The 16107-nt window shown below is 58.3% G+C and carries 21 protein-coding genes; 10 read left to right on the top strand and 11 right to left on the bottom strand.

Annotation, left to right across the window (positions count from 1 at the left end; genetic code table 11):
- Position 1: 1 nt before the first annotated feature.
- From merD to GH663_RS21105, 3 genes are all read left to right on the top strand, one after another.
- A complete protein-coding gene (gene merD / locus GH663_RS18085; protein ID WP_005798827.1) occupies positions 2 to 367 on the top strand; it encodes a mercury resistance co-regulator MerD in 366 nt (121 codons plus the stop codon).
- Positions 364 to 600 (top strand): broad-spectrum mercury transporter MerE, encoded by a 237-nt coding sequence (merE, locus tag GH663_RS18080; RefSeq protein WP_005413392.1) that lies wholly within the window; start codon positions 364 to 366, stop codon positions 598 to 600. Before merD ends, merE begins: the two co-directional genes overlap by 4 nt.
- Positions 601 to 732: 132 nt before the next feature.
- Entirely contained in the window at positions 733 to 936 is a 204-nt protein-coding gene (locus GH663_RS21105; RefSeq protein ID WP_005413391.1) for a DUF3330 domain-containing protein, read from the top strand.
- Positions 937 to 974: 38 nt separating this feature from the next.
- Here GH663_RS21105 and GH663_RS18070 read toward each other — a convergent pair whose 3' ends face one another.
- The 4 genes from GH663_RS18070 to GH663_RS18055 form a co-directional block, all read right to left on the bottom strand.
- A complete protein-coding gene (locus tag GH663_RS18070; RefSeq protein WP_034390065.1) occupies positions 975 to 1574 on the bottom strand; it encodes a recombinase family protein in 600 nt (199 codons plus the stop codon).
- A 75-nt stretch (positions 1575 to 1649) separates the two neighbouring features.
- Positions 1650 to 2867 carry a TniQ family protein gene (locus GH663_RS18065; protein ID WP_009288528.1) on the bottom strand — a complete coding sequence of 406 codons (1218 nt, stop codon included), beginning with the start codon at positions 2865 to 2867 and terminating at the stop codon, positions 1650 to 1652.
- On the bottom strand, positions 2864 to 3772 hold the full coding sequence (locus GH663_RS18060; protein ID WP_013741668.1) for a TniB family NTP-binding protein: 909 nt from the start codon (positions 3770 to 3772) through the stop codon (positions 2864 to 2866). The genes GH663_RS18065 and GH663_RS18060 overlap by 4 nt, the downstream gene beginning before the upstream one ends.
- A 2-nt stretch (positions 3773 to 3774) precedes the next feature.
- The gene (locus GH663_RS18055; protein WP_011494284.1) at positions 3775 to 5457 is read right to left on the bottom strand and encodes a TnsB C-terminal domain-containing protein; all 1683 of its coding nucleotides are present in this window, start codon (positions 5455 to 5457) and stop codon (positions 3775 to 3777) included.
- Positions 5458 to 5636: 179 nt separating this feature from the next.
- Between GH663_RS18055 and GH663_RS18050 the strand changes: the two genes are divergently transcribed.
- The 3 genes from GH663_RS18050 (at position 5637) to copK (ending at position 7246) form a co-directional block, all read left to right on the top strand.
- Positions 5637 to 6272: a recombinase family protein gene (locus GH663_RS18050; RefSeq protein ID WP_153133039.1), complete on the top strand. Its 636-nt coding sequence runs from the start codon at positions 5637 to 5639 to the stop codon at positions 6270 to 6272.
- 188 nt (positions 6273 to 6460) lie between these two features.
- Positions 6461 to 6853, top strand: a complete 393-nt coding sequence (locus tag GH663_RS18045) for a CzcE family metal-binding protein (protein WP_153133038.1) — start codon at positions 6461 to 6463, stop codon at positions 6851 to 6853.
- 105 nt (positions 6854 to 6958) lie between these two features.
- On the top strand, positions 6959 to 7246 hold the full coding sequence (copK, locus tag GH663_RS18040; RefSeq protein ID WP_153133037.1) for a periplasmic Cu(I)/Cu(II)-binding protein CopK: 288 nt from the start codon (positions 6959 to 6961) through the stop codon (positions 7244 to 7246).
- A gap of 87 nt (positions 7247 to 7333) precedes the next feature.
- Here the strand turns inward: copK and GH663_RS21395 are convergent, their stop codons facing one another.
- A complete protein-coding gene (locus GH663_RS21395; RefSeq protein ID WP_281349788.1) occupies positions 7334 to 7462 on the bottom strand; it encodes a hypothetical protein in 129 nt (42 codons plus the stop codon).
- 177 nt (positions 7463 to 7639) lie between these two features.
- On the opposite strand from GH663_RS21395, the gene GH663_RS18030 reads away from it, so the two are divergent.
- Positions 7640 to 8317, top strand: coding sequence for a heavy metal response regulator transcription factor (locus GH663_RS18030; protein WP_153133036.1), 678 nt, complete (start codon positions 7640 to 7642; stop codon positions 8315 to 8317).
- A complete protein-coding gene (locus tag GH663_RS18025) occupies positions 8314 to 9720 on the top strand; it encodes a heavy metal sensor histidine kinase (protein ID WP_153133035.1) in 1407 nt (468 codons plus the stop codon). Before GH663_RS18030 ends, GH663_RS18025 begins: the two co-directional genes overlap by 4 nt.
- Before the next feature lie 38 nt (positions 9721 to 9758).
- Here the strand turns inward: GH663_RS18025 and GH663_RS18020 are convergent, their stop codons facing one another.
- Positions 9759 to 10010 (bottom strand): hypothetical protein, encoded by a 252-nt coding sequence (locus GH663_RS18020; RefSeq protein ID WP_153133034.1) that lies wholly within the window; start codon positions 10008 to 10010, stop codon positions 9759 to 9761.
- Positions 10011 to 10375: 365 nt separating this feature from the next.
- Here GH663_RS18020 and GH663_RS18015 point away from each other — a divergent pair, with 365 nt between their 5' ends.
- A complete protein-coding gene (locus GH663_RS18015; RefSeq protein ID WP_153133033.1) occupies positions 10376 to 10525 on the top strand; it encodes a hypothetical protein in 150 nt (49 codons plus the stop codon).
- Positions 10526 to 10575: 50 nt separating this feature from the next.
- On the opposite strand, the gene GH663_RS18010 is transcribed toward GH663_RS18015, so the two are convergent.
- From GH663_RS18010 to GH663_RS17995, 4 genes are all read right to left on the bottom strand, one after another.
- Positions 10576 to 10833: a hypothetical protein gene (locus tag GH663_RS18010; RefSeq protein WP_153133032.1), complete on the bottom strand. Its 258-nt coding sequence runs from the start codon at positions 10831 to 10833 to the stop codon at positions 10576 to 10578.
- A gap of 89 nt (positions 10834 to 10922) precedes the next feature.
- A complete protein-coding gene (locus GH663_RS18005; protein ID WP_153133031.1) occupies positions 10923 to 11567 on the bottom strand; it encodes a methyltransferase family protein in 645 nt (214 codons plus the stop codon).
- Positions 11564 to 11794: a DUF2933 domain-containing protein gene (locus GH663_RS18000; protein WP_153133030.1), complete on the bottom strand. Its 231-nt coding sequence runs from the start codon at positions 11792 to 11794 to the stop codon at positions 11564 to 11566. Before GH663_RS18000 ends, GH663_RS18005 begins: the two co-directional genes overlap by 4 nt.
- 17 nt (positions 11795 to 11811) lie before the next feature.
- On the bottom strand, positions 11812 to 12312 hold the full coding sequence (locus GH663_RS17995; protein WP_153133029.1) for a YHS domain-containing protein: 501 nt from the start codon (positions 12310 to 12312) through the stop codon (positions 11812 to 11814).
- Positions 12313 to 12560: 248 nt separating this feature from the next.
- On the opposite strand from GH663_RS17995, the gene GH663_RS17990 reads away from it, so the two are divergent.
- The gene (locus GH663_RS17990; RefSeq protein ID WP_153133028.1) at positions 12561 to 13811 is read left to right on the top strand and encodes a type II restriction enzyme NmeDI-related protein; all 1251 of its coding nucleotides are present in this window, start codon (positions 12561 to 12563) and stop codon (positions 13809 to 13811) included.
- Between the two features lie 20 nt (positions 13812 to 13831).
- Here the strand turns inward: GH663_RS17990 and GH663_RS17985 are convergent, their stop codons facing one another.
- The gene (locus tag GH663_RS17985; protein WP_153133027.1) at positions 13832 to 16105 is read right to left on the bottom strand and encodes a heavy metal translocating P-type ATPase; all 2274 of its coding nucleotides are present in this window, start codon (positions 16103 to 16105) and stop codon (positions 13832 to 13834) included.
- Between the last annotated feature and the right edge of the window lie 2 nt (positions 16106 to 16107).

The following is a 16107-nucleotide window of genomic DNA, read 5'->3' as shown; positions in this document are numbered from 1 at the left end:
GATGAACGCCTACACGGTGTCCCGGTTGGCCTTTGATGCCGGGGTGAGTGTGCATATCGTGCGCGATTACCTGCTGCGTGGATTGCTGCGGCCAGTCGCCTGCACCACGGGTGGCTACGGCCTGTTCGATGACGCCGCCTTGCAGCGACTGTGCTTCGTGCGGGCCGCCTTCGAGGCGGGCATCGGCCTCGGCGCATTGGCGCGGCTGTGCCGGGCGCTGGATGCGGCGAACTGCGATGAAACTGCCGCGCAGCTTGCTGTGCTGCGTCAGTTCGTCGAACGCCGGCGCGAAGCGTTGGCCAATCTGGAAGTGCAGTTGGCCGCCATGCCGACCGCGCCGGCACAGCATGCGGAGAGTTTGCCATGAACAGCCCCGAGCGCATGCCGGCCGAGACGCACAAACCGTTCACCGGCTACCTGTGGGGCACGCTGGCCGTGCTGACTTGCCCCTGCCACCTGTCCATCCTCGCTGCCGTGCTGGCCGGCACAACCGCCGGTGCATTCCTTGTCGAGTATTGGGTCATCACGGCGCTCGGTTTGACCGGCCTGTTTCTTCTGTCACTGGCGCGGGCGTTGCGGGCATTCAGGGAAAGATCATGAGCGCTTCCCGGCCGGATGGATGGACTACGGCGGAGGGCCCAAGCGTTCGAGCGCGGGCAAGGCTTTCTGTTCGCAAAGCCGATGCCGGCGGCGGCATTCGCCGTCTTCGTCAGTCAATGGAGGGGTGCCACCATGAATGCAAATGATCCGACCGCCACCAGTTGCTGCGTGTGCTGCAAGGAAATTCCGCTCGATGCCGCCTTCACACCGGAAGGCGCGGAGTACGTCGAGCACTTCTGCGGGCTGGAGTGTTATCAACGTTTCCAGGCGCGGGCCAGCACTGCGACCGAAACGAGCGGCGAACCGAACGCTTGCGGTTCGCCGCCGTCAAATTGAGACAAACCACGCTTTCGCTACGTCGCCTCATGTCGGCATCAAATTCGGCTGAGTAGCTTCTCGCCATCTGGACGTAGCTCGCCCTTGGGTGAAATATGCCGATACAGGGTCTGCCGCGTGATGCCAAGTTCCTGGCACAGGTCGCCGACCTTGGTCTCTGACTGCCCCATTGCCGCCATCGCCAGCCGCAGCTTGGCGGCGGTCATCTTGAACGGCCGGCCGCCTTTCCGGCCGCGTGCCCGTGCTGAGGCCAGGCCCGCCACGGTGCGCTCGGCGATCAACTCGCGCTCGAACTCGGCCAGCGCGGCGAAGATACCGAAGACCAGCTTGCCGGCGGCGGTCGTGGTGTCAATGGCCGCGCCGTGCCCGGTCAGCACCTTGAGGCCGATGCCGCGTCCGGTCAGGTCATGGACGGTATTGATCAGATGGCGCAGGTCGCGCCCGAGCCGATCCAGTTTCCAAACGACCAACGTGTCGCCTGGCCGTAGTGCCTTCAGACAGCTCGCCAGACCGGGACGATCCTCGCGTTTTCCGGACGCTTGGTCTTCATAGAGATGCGCCGGATCAACACCGGCCGCGACCAGCGCATCGCGCTGCAAGTCCGTCGCCTGGGAGCCATCCGCCTTCGATACTCGCATGTAGCCAATCAGCATCTTGTACCTGTCACATATACGTTCGATTATGTGACAGTTTGCATCGGGAAGCTCTGCACGTCAAAATTTGTCACTTAACCCGTCATTCTGTCTAAGGCATGCAAAGGGTAGGCTAGGCTCATAATGTGACAGAAATTCCGGGGGGATGCCTTCCTTCGCGAAGGTGGCGCGCAACTGTTCCAAGGAAGCGGGGTCGCGCCGACCATAGGAAGCCAACGCGAACAGCGAGCGTGCCGTCTCGGGGTTGTGTCGTGCTTCAATGATGGCCTCATCAATGGCCTGGATTGCACGCTGCCAGTGATCGACGGGTTCGGGCTTCGGCGCTTTCGCCGGCAGGCCACTGGTGAACCCGGTTTGGGGCTCGGACCAGAATAGCTTTGCGTGCTCGCCTGGCGGGCTTATATCCCTCACCTCAATCAAGCTGATTGCCGTTGCCGCCGCCTCCAGCATCTGCAACCGTACTGCCGGGTTCAGGGTTTCATACGGTCGCCACAGACTTTGCCCAGCACGCAGCGGATGCCCGCAGCATTCCCAGATTTGGCGGAGATACCCCGCGTAGGTGCCGCACGTCGAAAGCGGGGTGTTCAGCTCATCGAGCAGCGTGCGTAGCAGCCTAAACCACAATCCGGCGTGGATGCGTCGGCGCGGCAACTCCACGTGGCCGGTCGTCAGTGCCTGCCAGGTACGCTGGTCCATCGCCGCAATCGCGTCGCTGGCAGTGCGCGGTTCGGCGTCGGCGTTCTCCCAGCCGAGAAACCGCCCTGGCACGCCCCAATAGGATTCCAGCCAGCAGCCATGCAGTGGGCAGCTCAGCATCAGGGGCAGCTTCCACGCGAGCAGTACGGCTTGGTTCTCCGGATCGTTCAGGCAGAGCGGACAGGCGCGGTGTATCGGTTGGGTGGGCAGCCAGGCACGCCAGCTCGTGATGGATCGCGTCTTACGGCGGAGTCTCGGCAGCAGTACCGAGAGCTGGAACGCATAGGTTTCCAATGCGGCTGGAATCTGATCATCAAGGCTGTCCAGTAGCCAAGGCACCCAGCCGGCGAAACTCATGCAGCGCAGCCGATCCAGCTCGATACCGCTCCGCTGGGAGAGCATCGCCAGCAGCGCCAGTGGTGGCGCGGTGTCCAGGTCATCAACCTGGCCGTGACCAAGATCGTGCTCCAGCAGCTCGGACACTTCCATGTGATAGCAAAGGGCCACGCGGTTGAGCCACGAAGACAGGGCTTCGGCTTCCCTGGGTGCCGGATGCAGTGGCCAGCGTGGCGCTGGCTTCACATCAGTTCCCGCTCGAATTGCCGCCGCCGCTCGCTGGGACCGGTGTAATCGGCCATGCTGAGCGTGCGGTGGTTGATCGCTTCCTCACCACTCTCCACGGCGGCCACGGCCGCCGCCATCAATAGGTGCGCCAGCTCGCCAATAGTGCCCTCGCTGCGCGTGAGCAGGTAGCGAGCCATGTCCAGCGTGGCAATCGACGAAGGTCGCCGCAGCGGGAGCGAAGCCGCGAAGCTGGCCAGCAGTGAACAGCAATCGTCGTTGGCCTCCCACACCGGCAGCATCATCGGCTCGAAGCGATTTTCCAACTGGTCATCCGAGCGGATGGCCAGGTAGGCGTCGCGTGTGCCCACACCGACCAGCGGGATGCGCAATTCGTTGCCGAGGAAGCGCAGCAGGTTGAGGAATTCCCGGCGGTTGACGCTGTTGCCGGCCAGGACGTTGTGCAGCTCGTCGATCACCAGCAAACGCACACCGAGCTTGCGCAGCAGTGTCAGCGCCAGTTGCTCTATTTCCGGCAGCCGTGGGCGCGGTCGCAATGGTGCTCCCATCGCCGCGAGCAGCGCGACGTAGAAGCGGATCACCGATGGCTCGGACGGCATCTGCACGACCAATACCGGGATGTGCTCCTGGTCGGCGTCGGAGCTGGCCGGGTGGGCGCGGCGGAACTTCTCGACGATCATCGACTTGCCGTTGTTGGTTGGACCGACCAACAGCAGGTTGGGCATGCGTTGTTTGTTTGGCCACGTATACAGGGCTTCCAGCCGGTTCAACGCCTCGACTGCTCGCGGATAGCCGATCCAGCGGTCGGCGCGAAGGCGATGGATGCGCTCGTCCGCCGGGAGACGGGCCAAGCCCTGGGCCGCCGGCAGCAGGTGGGACAGGTCGATGATGGGATATTCGTCCACGGCTACCACTCCTCAATCTGGTCGAACGGTTTGGCAGGTGGCTGGTTGTCCGCCTGCGGGTCTGCCATGTCCGTGTCCGCTGGTGGCGTGGTTTTGACAGGTTGTTCCGTTGACTTGAGATGCTGGCGTCGATCCGCGTCGCGCCGCGCCTTGCGCGTGGCTTTCTGCGCAGTGGTCACGATTTCGCGCATCTGCCCGATCATGCGGAACAGCGCCGACTCATCCACCTGTTCGCGCCCTTGCTGCCGCAATTTCGCCAGCGCCTGCCGTTGTTCCCAGAGGGTGACAGCCGGGTGCGACAAGGTACGGTATGGAATTTCCAGATAGTGCTGCCCCTCCGGCTCCAGTACCCAAATGCGGCTGATGTCGCGTGGGTCGCGCCGGATCAGGAACGCAGGCAGGCGGTCGCGCCGAGCTATCCACGGCTTGAGCGCATCGGCGTAGTAGTGGATGTGGTCGATGACGAAGCCAGTGCGGGTCAGGGTGCGGCGGAGGACGGGCAGGAAATCGACCAGAAAAGCCGTGGTGCGAGTGATGACGGTTGGAACGCCGGTACGCGCGACAGCTTCGGCCCAGCGTGCGGCCGGCGGTTGGAGCAGGCCGTTGTGCACGGAGCCGTGATAGGTGCCAACCGCCAATGCGAGCCAGCGTTCCAGCTCGCGCAGTGTCAGGGCGGCCATCTTCTCGGAGGCGTATTCCCCGCGCTGGTCAGGGTTGGAGAAGGTCGTCCCCGGCAATTCGTCGTGGATCATTTGCATCGCCGTGCCGATGATCCGTTCCACGATGCCGCCATAGTGCGGCTGCCCGAGAGGCCGATAGTCCAACCGGATGCCATGCTGCTCGCAGCCACGGCGTAGCGCCTCGCTCTTGAATTCGGCCGCGTTGTCCAGGTAGAGCAGCGCGGGCTTGCCGCTCATCGGCCAGTCCATTTCCACGTCCAACCTTTCCAACCAAGGGCGCTTGTCGCAACCGGCGTGTGCGAGGCACAGGCCGACCGAGACGGCAGATGGCGCTTCTAACGTGACCACCATGCCAACCACGCAGCGGGTGAACACGTCGATGGCGAGGGTCAGGTACGGACGGCCAATCGGTTGCCGGTCGCGCTCGTCCACCACGATCAGGTCGATGACTGTGTGGTCGATCTGTACCTGCTCCAGCGGTGCGGAGACTGGCGGAGGAACACCGCCAACACCTTGCAGGATGCGGGACGCATCCTGGCCTTCCCGAAGTCGAGTGGTCTTGAGTGGATCAAGGCTGGCGATCCGCAACGCGACCGTGTTGCGCGCCGGCATCCGCAGCTTTTGCAGCTTGCACACCCGCGCAACTTCACGGTGGAACGCCGCCAAGCTGCGCTTCTGCTTGGTCAGGAAGCGCTTTTGCAGTAGCTCGCGGATGATTCGTTCGACCGACTCCGGCAAGCGGCCTTTACCTTTGCCACCGCTCGACTGTCCAAGAGCCAAATCAGTGACCAGCCCCGAACCTTGCCGGGCACGGCGGATCAGGACGTAGACCTGCCGCCGGGACAGACCCAGCGCCTGGGCTGCTGCGTCGGCCGCTTCATGCCCGACCGTCTCCGACTGCGCCAACGGCCCAATGATCTCCGCGCGGCAGCGAGCACGCTCCCATGCCTGTTCTGACAGGGTGGCTACGCCGCGCTCGGCAATCGGTACGGTATCGGTCGCCATGCTCGCCTCGCTTTGGTGCACACGAGTATTGAGCATAGACGAGTTTCGTGCAGAGGAGTCCTGATATCGGGCTGTCAGGAGCCGTATGCACAGCAGGCTTCATGTCTCGTTGATTGGTGCAGTCGTCTTCTGAATGACAGCTTTTGTATGTCACACAATCGAACGTTTAGGTGACGGTCATGTTTATTGGCTACATGCGGGTCTCGAAGTCCGACGGGTCGCAAAGTGTTGACCTGCAACGGGACGCGCTCATCGCCGCCGGCGTTGTGCCGGGTCACATCTATGAGGACCATGCATCGGGGCGGCTCGATGATCGGCCAGGTCTGACGGCGATGCTCAAGGCGCTGCGCGAAGGGGATACCCTGGTGGTCTGGAAGCTTGATCGACTGGGCCGGAATCTGCGCCATCTCATCAACACCGTGCATGACCTGACGCAACGCGGCATTGGTTTCAAAGTGCTCACCGGGCACGGCGCTTCCATCGATACCACGACGCCCGCCGGCAAACTGGTGTTCGGCATTTTTGCGGCGCTCGCGGAATTCGAGCGAGAACTGATTTCGGAGCGCACCAAGGCTGGACTGGCGTCGGCGCGGGCGCGGGGCCGCAAAGGCGGTGCGCCATTCAAAATGACACCGGCGAAAGTCCGGTTGGCGATGGCGGCCATGGGCCAGCCCGGGACGAAAGTCAGCGAATTATGCGAGGAACTGGACGTCACCCGCCAGACCCTCTATCGGCATGTCGGGCCGGACGGCTCCCTGCGGGAAGACGGTCGGAAGCTGCTGGAAGGCCGGCGCAAGCAACTCAATGGGTCTTAGCGTACGATTTTTTCCGTTTCGTGAGCAGACCCCAAATCGACAGTTTGCTTCCTGACAATTTGCGTCTCAAACCTTTCAAAAACGTAACTCGGGGGTCAGCGTCCTGTTGGTATCGCAATCCTAAGATGGCATCACGGTTGGACGAAATGAGTCCGACACGATTAACCCGATGTCAAAAGGAGAGAACCATGAAAACGAAATTTTCCCAACTGGCCCTGATTGCTGCGCTCAGCCTCGCTACTGTCGGAACAAGCTACGCTCACGAGGATTATTCCGAGGGCGGCGCCAACCACTGGCTGAGCCACGTTTCGGAAACCAAGACCGCTCCGACGGCCAATCAACTGGCTTCGTTTGGCTACGCTGCCACGAAGAATGCTGACCGCGAGGTCACCCTACCCAGCGGTAGCAAATATCTGAATGTCACGCGTCTGGAGACCATCAAGATAAATGTTGGTGGCAAGAGTGTCGTCTGGACCTTCGATACGCTCGGTACCACACCGTTCCCGCTCTCCAAGATTGTATCCGGCGCCGACGACATCACCGTCTACGTGACCGAAAACCCTGTCTACCAGCGCGGATGATCAACCTGACTGCCGGGTGATGGAATCGTCATCCAGCGGTTGGCAAATTGTCAGGAACAACTCCCTAATATTCATATTGCAGTACAACTTCCTGAGGAGATTGAAATGCTGAAAAAAATGCTGGTGGTTGCCTTGATGAGCGCAGTCTCGGTGACTGCCTTCGCATCCGATGCGGCTCGTGCTGCGGCAAAACAGGTGATTGAGTTGAAAGACGGCTCGACGGTCTACATCTTCAAAGATGGGAAAATGGGTATGGAAGATAAGTACGGTCGTGCCACCCGCATGAACAAAGACACCGTAATGGAAACCAAGGATGGTCAGAAGATCATCATGCACGGCGACGAAGTTATGCGCCTCGACAACCTGTTGAAGGAAGGTCATCAGGGCGGTTGATTTCCCACGTCACGTGAATTCAGCGGCTCCTTCGGGGGCCGGTTTCATTTTGAAATATCGTTCAAGCATCGCCTTCAATTCCTGGCTTCATTGGGCATGGTCCTTGGTTTGGCCTTGTTCGTACAGCACCGGAGCAACCCGCCGGAAGGCAGCATGGATCGCCGGATCGAAATGCTGCCCAACTTCCCGCTCCATGATGCCCAGTGTCTCTTCCAATGACAAAGCCGGCTCCATTGGGAATTTGCGGAGTCTTTTGCTCCGATGGTGGACATCTTGCTTTTGTCAAACCAACATCTGGCTGATTTGCGGATTACATTTCCGTAATCTAGGCAATCAGCCTCCAAAAGCGACGGAAAATGCGCCATTAATAGCCAATGATTGATGGAGAGAGCGATGAAAGTTCTTGTGGTGGAAGACGAAACCAAAACCGGCACCTACCTCAAGCAGGGGTTGGTCGAGGCAGGCTTCGTCGTGGATTTGGCCATCAATGGCCTCGACGGGCTGCATCTGGCGCTCACTGAGGCCTATGATCTGGCGATCCTCGACGTCATGCTCCCGGGCATCGACGGCTGGCAGGTGCTGCAAGGGATACGCCGGGCCGGCAAGGAAATGCCGGTGTTGTTTCTGACGGCACGCGACCAGGTCGAGGACCGGGTCAAGGGACTGGAATTGGGCGCTGACGACTACCTGGTCAAGCCCTTTGCATTCTCTGAACTGCTGGCGCGAGTCCGGACCCTGCTACGGCGGGGCGGCAAGGCGAAGGAGTCCGAGTTCTTGCGCGCCGCCGACCTCGAACTTGACCTGCTGCGGCGCCGGGTCAATCGCGCCGGCAAACGTATCGACCTGACCGCCAAGGAATTCGCCCTGCTCGAACTGCTATTACGCCGCCAGGGCGAAGTGTTGCCCCGATCATTGATTGCCTCCCAGGTCTGGGACATGAATTTCGACAGCGACACCAATGTCATCGAGGTCGCTATCAAACGCCTCAGGCTCAAGATTGACGAGGGGTATGAACCCAAATTGATTCGTACCGTGCGCGGCATGGGCTATGTTCTGGAGATTACCGATTGACACCGCCCCGCAGTCCCTCCCTGACGCTCCGCCTGACCCTGCTGTTTGCACTAGCCTCGGCCTTCGTACTGTTTCTGCTCGGCCTACTTATCGGTAATGCGGTTGAACGCCACTTCGAAGAGCAGGATTTGGATGTGCTGAATGGAAAAATGCAGTTGGCAAGGCATATTCTGGAACGAGATCCGGGCAATCAGCCGAACGAGACGCTGACCCAGCAATTGGATGATGCGCTGACGGGGCATCACGGACTGATCGTTGCTGTCTATGATCAGAATGGTGAAACGCTGTATGCCAACGAATCCATGGTGTTTCCGCAGGATCTACTAACTACCCGCACCACGCCAAGGCGCGAGCAACCCTTTAAATGGAGCACCAACGACGGCCTGCCATGGCGGGGAATTTCATCAACGGTCAAACTTGGCACCGATGGAGGCAGCAGTTATACCGTGGTGATTGCCACCGAAATTTCGCATCACGAGCACTTTATGACTTCCTTCCGACAAACTTTGTGGGGATTCATGAGCTTGGCAACCCTGGCGATGGGATTGCTCGGCTGGTTTGTCGTCCGGCGCGGCCTATTGCCGTTGCTGGCCATTAAGCGTCAGGCTGCCGAGATTACCGCCAATCGCCTGCATACTCGCTTGCCGGTCGAAGCCATCCCACGCGAATTGGCTGATCTGGCCGATACCCTGAATGGCATGCTTTCGCGCCTGGAGGAGTCCTTTCAGCGCCTGTCGGATTTTTCATCGGACTTGGCCCATGAGTTGCGAACACCGGTCAGCAATCTGCTGACCCAGACTCAGGTCACGCTCTCGAAAGCACGCTCTGCAGAGGACTACCGGGACATCCTGGCATCGAACGCAGAAGAGTTCGAACGCTTGTCGCGTACCATTTCCGACATGCTCTTCCTGGCAAAGGCAGACAACAACCAGATCATCCCTAGCCAGGAACCGATAGACCTCGCCGAAGAAATTGGCGATTTGCTGGAGTATTACGACGTGCTAGCTGAAGAGAAGTCGATTGCCTTGTCACTCTCTGGTAGCGGCCAAATCGTCGGAGACCGATTGATGCTGCGTCGTGCGGTCAGCAATCTGCTGTCCAATGCGCTGCGTCACACCCCGAGCGATGGGGGGGTTACAGTGCAAATCGATAAATATGATGACGGTTTGACACGTATTGCCGTCGAAAATACCGGGAGCGAGATTCCAGCTGAACATCTGCCTCGACTGTTCGACCGCTTTTATCGGGTCGATAGTTCGCGTCTGCGAACCACGGAAAGTTCGGGTCTCGGACTGGCCATTACGCGATCAATTGTTCTTGCGCATGGCGGCAACGTCGATGTGTGTTCAACGAATGGGGTGACCCGCTTTACGCTGTTGCTCCCCACTTCTCCTTCGCGGTGACCTGGTCGAATAGGCGGCGACTTCGTTATTGGTGGCGCTTATTTCGTTTTTGCAAACGATCCGTCAGACGTTTCGTAAGGGGGCTTCTTCGGGGCTCGTTTGAGGTATCGATTGAGAAGCCAGAATCCGACGAACACCACAAGGATCATCGACCAAACCAGAATCAGGTCGGTCAGCGTGTAAGGTCCGGATGGCAAATTCTTGAGTTGGGGCATAACGGAATTTTTAGAGTAATGACACAGCAGCTTGCAAGCGGCGGCAACCTTCTGGCCAAATTTGGCGCAGGCCATGGCGTCACCCAATCGGCCATGAGCTGTCGTTCGCAGTTTCGTTGAGTGATGACTGGTTTCAGCGGATTCTGTTGAAAAACTCAAAAGCTGACTTTTTGGCCCATTTTTCGGGGTCGGTTTGATATTCCCGAGAGTGCAATTGTTCAATACAGAGCGATTGTGAAGGTCTGATTTTCTGAGTGTTCTACAACCGTCCAAAAAATCGAGTTTTTCAACAGCATCAGCCAGAAGAAGCCATTCAGTACCGTCACGAATCCATTACCGGGCCTAATAGCTCAGTCGTTTTTGACGAGAATTGCCTTCAACGGGTCAATAGGCCCAACGTCGTGCCAGTGCTCGCTTTTCTTTTCAACAGGAGGTAGCTCTTGGCAACCATGATTGCATTCAACAACCCAGCGCCTCATCAAGAAATTTCGACAGAACCTGAAACTAATCGCTTTATGGTCACAGCCGATGGCCTCTGCAAGCATTTTGCAAGCGCAACGGCTTCCATGACGCGTGGTGTCGAAATCTAGCATTTCAAATGATTGACGGCTCCGAAGAGCCGCCTGTTCCGAAGCATGAATTACTTCATATCTCGCGGATGGTAGTGCTTGGTCTTGTCCTTGGCGGCATTCTTCTTGGCAGGGTCGGCAGGCTTCACATCCTGCGGAATCCCGGTTTTTTCTTCGACATGGGAGTGCGGCTTCGCAGCTTGAGCAGGGGCGGTTTTTTCTGCCTTCACTTCAGCAGCAGGAGCAGCCTTTTCTTCGGCGTATGCACTGGCCGAAAGCGCAGTAATAGTAGCCAGAATGGAAGCGGAAAGCAGGGATTGCAGTTTCATGGCCATACTCCTCAAAGGTTAAACAAGGTAGTCTTGTTAAGACAATTCCAGTGTGCGCCTTTGAAACCGTCAGGCAGGTGACAAATAGATTACTTATTTGTCAGGTTTCCTCTTGGCCACCAAGCCGGGACATGTTCCATATACTGCCTGTAGGAACCTCCTAAATTGGCCAGAGCACTTTGTTCTTCTTGATGAGCCAAGCGCACATAGGTCACAACAAGAATCGGGAACAACAATACAGTGATGATGGTTGGCCACTGCAACAGGAAACCAAACATGACCAGGATAAAGGCTGCATATTGGGGATGCCTGATTCGGCTATACGGGCCCGTGCACGCCAGTTCTCCGCTGCGTTGGGCGTTATACAAGACTGGCCAGGCCTTGGAGAGCAGCCAGAAGCCCACCAAGATGAATACATTTGAAAGAATGTGGAATGGCCCGAAGTGCGGATTGACCTTCCAGCCAAACAACATCTCAGGCAGGTGGCCGGCGTCGTGGGACAACCAGTTGATGCCAGGAAATTTGTCGGTCAGCCAGCCTGACAACAGGTAGATGGTCAGCGGGAAGCCATACATCTCGGTGAACAAGGCGACGACAAATGCCGAAAATAGTCCGAGCGTTCTCCAGTCCCGCTTGGATTGTGGCTTGAAGAAACTGGCAGCGAAGAAGATGAAGAACAGCGAGTTGATGATGACTAGTGACCAAAGGCCATAGTCGCTTGTATCGGTCTTCATTTTTTGTCTCCCTCATCGTGCGAGTGGTGACCATGACCGTGGTGCATGAAGAGATGCATCAACGGGCAGGCCAACAGGAGCAGATACGGAAGTGCGCCCAGAAAATGGGCCTGATGCTCGGTCAGCAGGTAAAAGAGCGCAATAGCGGCAAATACCCACCAGGCCAAGCTTGAGCGCCTTGCGTGATGTTTCTCGGGCGCGTCGTTTCGGGTTTCAATGTTGTTCATGATGAATCCTCTTGGATTTACCGAACACGGATGGGTGGCCTGCTGCAACAGGGGGATGGCTGGCTTGCCAGATTCTCGAGCTCGTTATGCTCAACAAAACTCCATAAGCTGCGTCTCAGTCCGTGCAGCCAGCCCTTAGGCGGCAGCCCGGCATCTTTCATTGCCGCCTCGACCTGATTCAGGCTGACCAGCCTCAAGTCGTAGTCGATGTCTGCATAGCCATCACCGATGAAAACGCGGCTCACGCCTCGGACTTCGTTAAGACGAATTCCTGCCTCCTCGCGGATAGCCTGCGGAACCGAGGCAATCCGCAGCCGGTGATGCTTGGGTATCGGGTGCTGCTCATCAATCCGTCGAGGCGCACTGAAGAACACAGGGTTGTCGGAGAAGCGCTCGTGGCAGTGCGCAGAGCAAAAGTGGTATGTGACATTCCGATAGGTCAGCTGATGGCTTGCCATCGCGGCATTCAGCTTCGTCAGACAGACCGGGTCAGTGCTTTGCAGGTTATGGAGGTTCATCTCAACTACCTCTTGTGGCTGGGGAGCGGCATACCCTTCCGGGGGGGGGGCTGCGACGCTCCTTCCCTTAGTTTCAAGTTTGCGCTGTCGATACTGTCGGCAGGATGACTTCGAGATTACAAGTTAGTCAGCATTTCCATGCTTTCTGGGCAGTTCCTATACAAATCGGAACTTCAGGCCCGGGTCACATTTGACCTCCCTCTGCCCCACTGGTAAAACCAACTATCCCTCCTGCCTAAACCTATGTCATGAAGCAAACTCTGCAGCCGACCGCCGAATCCTATAAAGCTGACCCCGAGTCGGTATACAACACCTGGTTTATCAGCAATGAAGAGCGCCTCAAGGCCTTTCGGAGCATTCGTCGCGGTGTCGGCACGGTGGTCGATGACATCAAGCATGGGCGCTTTCCCAATGACTTCAAGGGCTCCTCCCTAGAGTTTGTCCTCGGGTGTATTTCGGAACAAAAACAGGTGTTCGAAGGTGCAGCCCATCCTTTCTACTGGAAGCCCAAGCTTCGGATTCCCGACATCTACGAAAACGAAGGTAATAAGCAGGCGTTTGGCGAATTTCTCTACGCATGCCTGGAGACAACGGATGTCCGGGCCTTGGAAAAAGAAGTACTCAAGCTCTCTGCCAAAGGCATCAAGGGACTGGGGCCATCGGTCGGCAATATTCTCTACTTCCTGCATCCGACGCTCTTCCCTCCCTTCAACACCGCGATGCTGAACGGCTTCAACGCACTGTTTCAGACGAAGAAAAAGCTGGGCTCCTGGGAAAGCTATCTTGAGATGCGGGAGACCATCATTGAAGCCAACGCGGCCATCGGAATTCTTTCGAAGGACCTTGGCGCGTTCAGCGGGATGCTATTTGAAATTGGTGTGGGTCGCCTGGGATGCAATGGCGCCGAGACCCTCAATGCTGAGCACGAAAAGGTCGAGCAGGTCAGACTTAAGCGTCACACCCAAGTGCAGCAGGATTTGGCGGAAGAACGTCTACACACCAAGGTCCAGCACCAACTTTGCGAACTCGGTCGAGCACTTGGGTACGACACACTGGTCGCCCGAAACGACCGCAGTGCTGTCTATCAAGGCAGCCCCCTTGGCTATCGTTGCCTCGAGAAACTACCTAATCTTGGGTTGCCCTCTGATGTGCACTCCACAGCCGAGCTCATTGATGTTCTGTGGCTCCACAAGGGAGAGTCGAAGATTGCCTGTGCATTCGAGGTTGAGAAAAGCACGTCCATCTATTCCGGAATTCTCCGGCTAACCGACATGGCGCTCTCTCTTCCCGGGAAGGAGGAGCGCCTCTACCTAGTGGCCCCGTCAAAACGCGAGAAGGAAATCATCGACCAACTCAAGCGCCCCATGTTTCAGCGACCCGACGATTTCTCCATCGGCTACATCCTGTTCGAGGACCTGGATAAGCATTTTGAGTCTCTCTGCAAACTCGGTGACGATCATCTGATTCTCAACAAAGTGGCATGTCGCTGTACTGCATAACCCCTTAATTCAAGTACGACTCAGGCACTCCGCAACCTCAATGAATTCCCGACCACGCTGACCGACGACAGGCTCATTGCGGCCGCGGCAATCATCGGTGACAGGACCAAGCCGAAGAATGGATAAAGCAGGCCAGCCGCGATGGGAATGCCAAGAGCGTTGTAGGCGAACGCGAACCAGAGGTTTTGTCGCATGTTGCGTACCGTGGCCCTGGATAGCGCTTGAGCGCGGGCGATACCGCGCAAGTCCCCTTTGACCAGGGTGACCTGAGCACTATTCATGGCGACATCGGTCCCCGTCCCCATGGCTACGCCAACATCGGCACGCGCCAGGGCTGGTGCATCATTGATGCCATCACCCGCCATGGCGACTACCCGCCCTTCAGCCTGAAGTCGTTCAACAAGGGCCAACTTGTCGGCCGGCTTCACTTCGCCATGGACCTCGTTGATGCCCAGTCGCTGGCCGACCGCCTTGGCAGTCAGCTCTCCGTCGCCCGTCGCCATCACCACGCGAATGCCTGCATCTCGAAGCGTTTTTAGCGCTTCAGGGGTGCTCGCTTTAATCGGGTCGGAGACTGCCAACAAGCCCAGCAGTACGCCATCAGCGGCCAGATACATCACACTGGCCCCTGTTCGCCTGAGTTCTTCCGCCTGAGCGACAAGAGGACTCAGGTTGATGTTCTCCTGGGCCATGAGGGTCGAATTTCCCAGTGAAAGTCGACGGCCGCCAACTTGTCCGTGCACGCCGATACCGCTGGAGGATTCGAAGCTCTCCGCTTTCTCGAGCGCCAGGCTTCTCTCCTTGGCGGCGCGGACAATCGCCTCGGCCAAAGGATGCTCACTCCCTTGGTCCAGGCTTGCCGCCAGACGCAGGACTTCATCAGGCGCAACACCACTGACAGGCACGACCTGCTCGAATGCCGGGTGGCCCTCGGTCAGCGTTCCGGTCTTGTCGACGATGATGGTGTCGATTTCCCGCATGCGCTCGATGGCCGCTGCATCCCGGAAGAGAATCCCCTGGGTCGCGGCCTTGCCGGTGGCCACCATGATGGCCATGGGTGTCGCCAGGCCCAGCGCACACGGGCAGGCAATGATGAGTACCGACACGGCGCTGATGAGGCCAAACAACCAGCCGCGCTCGCCTCCGAAGAATCCCCAGCCGAAGAAGCTCAAGAACGCAATGGCGACCACGGCAACAACAAAGTAGCCGGCCACGACATCCGCCAAGCGCTGCATCGGTGCCTTCGAACGCTGCGCCTGGGCGACCATCTGAATGATTTGGGCAAGTACGGTATGGGTACCTACGCTCTCGGACCGAATAACCAGACTGCCTGAGCCATTCAGGGTTGCGCCAATCACCTTGTCCTGGGCTTCCTTACTGACCGGGATTGGCTCTCCGGTCAGCATCGATTCGTCGATTGTGCTTCGTCCCTCGACGACGACACCATCGACCGGAACCTTTTCCCCAGGTCTCACGCGCAACAGTTCGTCCACATGGACATGGTTCAAAGGCACATCCTCTTCCGAACCGTCGGCATTGATGCGTCGGGCGGTTTTGGGTGAAAGGCCGAGCAAGGACTTGATGGCTGCCGAGGTTTGCGAGCGCGCACTAAGCTCCAGCATCTGCCCCAGAAGGGTCAGGGAAATGATGACCGCTGCCGCCTCAAAATAGACGCCGATACGCCCGTGTGCCTCGAAGGAAGTGGGAAACAGTCCAGGAGCGATGGCTGCCACGAGGCTATAGAGAAACGCTGCGCCCGTACCGATGCTGATGAGCGTCCACATGTTGGGATGGCGGGTCACGATGGACTGCCAGCCGCGAACAAAGAACGGGGCGCCCGCCCAGAGCACGACGGGGGTACTGAGTACGAGCTCAAGCCATGTCCGGTTCGCAGCTGAGAGGTTCTCGAAGTAGTGCCCACCCATCGCCAGTACGGTCACGACCACACTTAAAGGCAAGCTTCCCCAGAAGCGGCGACGGAAATCCAGATATTCCGAATTGTCCTCGCTGACCTCAAGGTCAGGAACAAGCGGCTCTAGCGCCATGCCGCACTTCGGGCAGCTACCGGGGCCAAGCTGACGCACCTCTGGGTGCATCGGACAGGTGTATTCCCGCTGCAATTCCTCTTCCGACACCGGCTGGGGTTCCGGCTTGGGGGCTAGATAGTGCGCCGGGTCCGCTTCAAATTTTGCCTTGCACTTGGCACTGCAAAACCGGTGGGTAACCCCCTCCAAGACAGTTTCATGGGGCGATTCTGGCTTGACCGTCATTCCACATACGGGGTCGATGAACATGG

The organism is Dechloromonas hortensis, from assembly GCF_009469765.1.
GTDB classification, from domain to species: Bacteria; Pseudomonadota; Gammaproteobacteria; order Burkholderiales; family Rhodocyclaceae; genus Azonexus; species Azonexus hortensis.
This window is presented reverse-complemented; position numbering and strand designations above follow the sequence as displayed.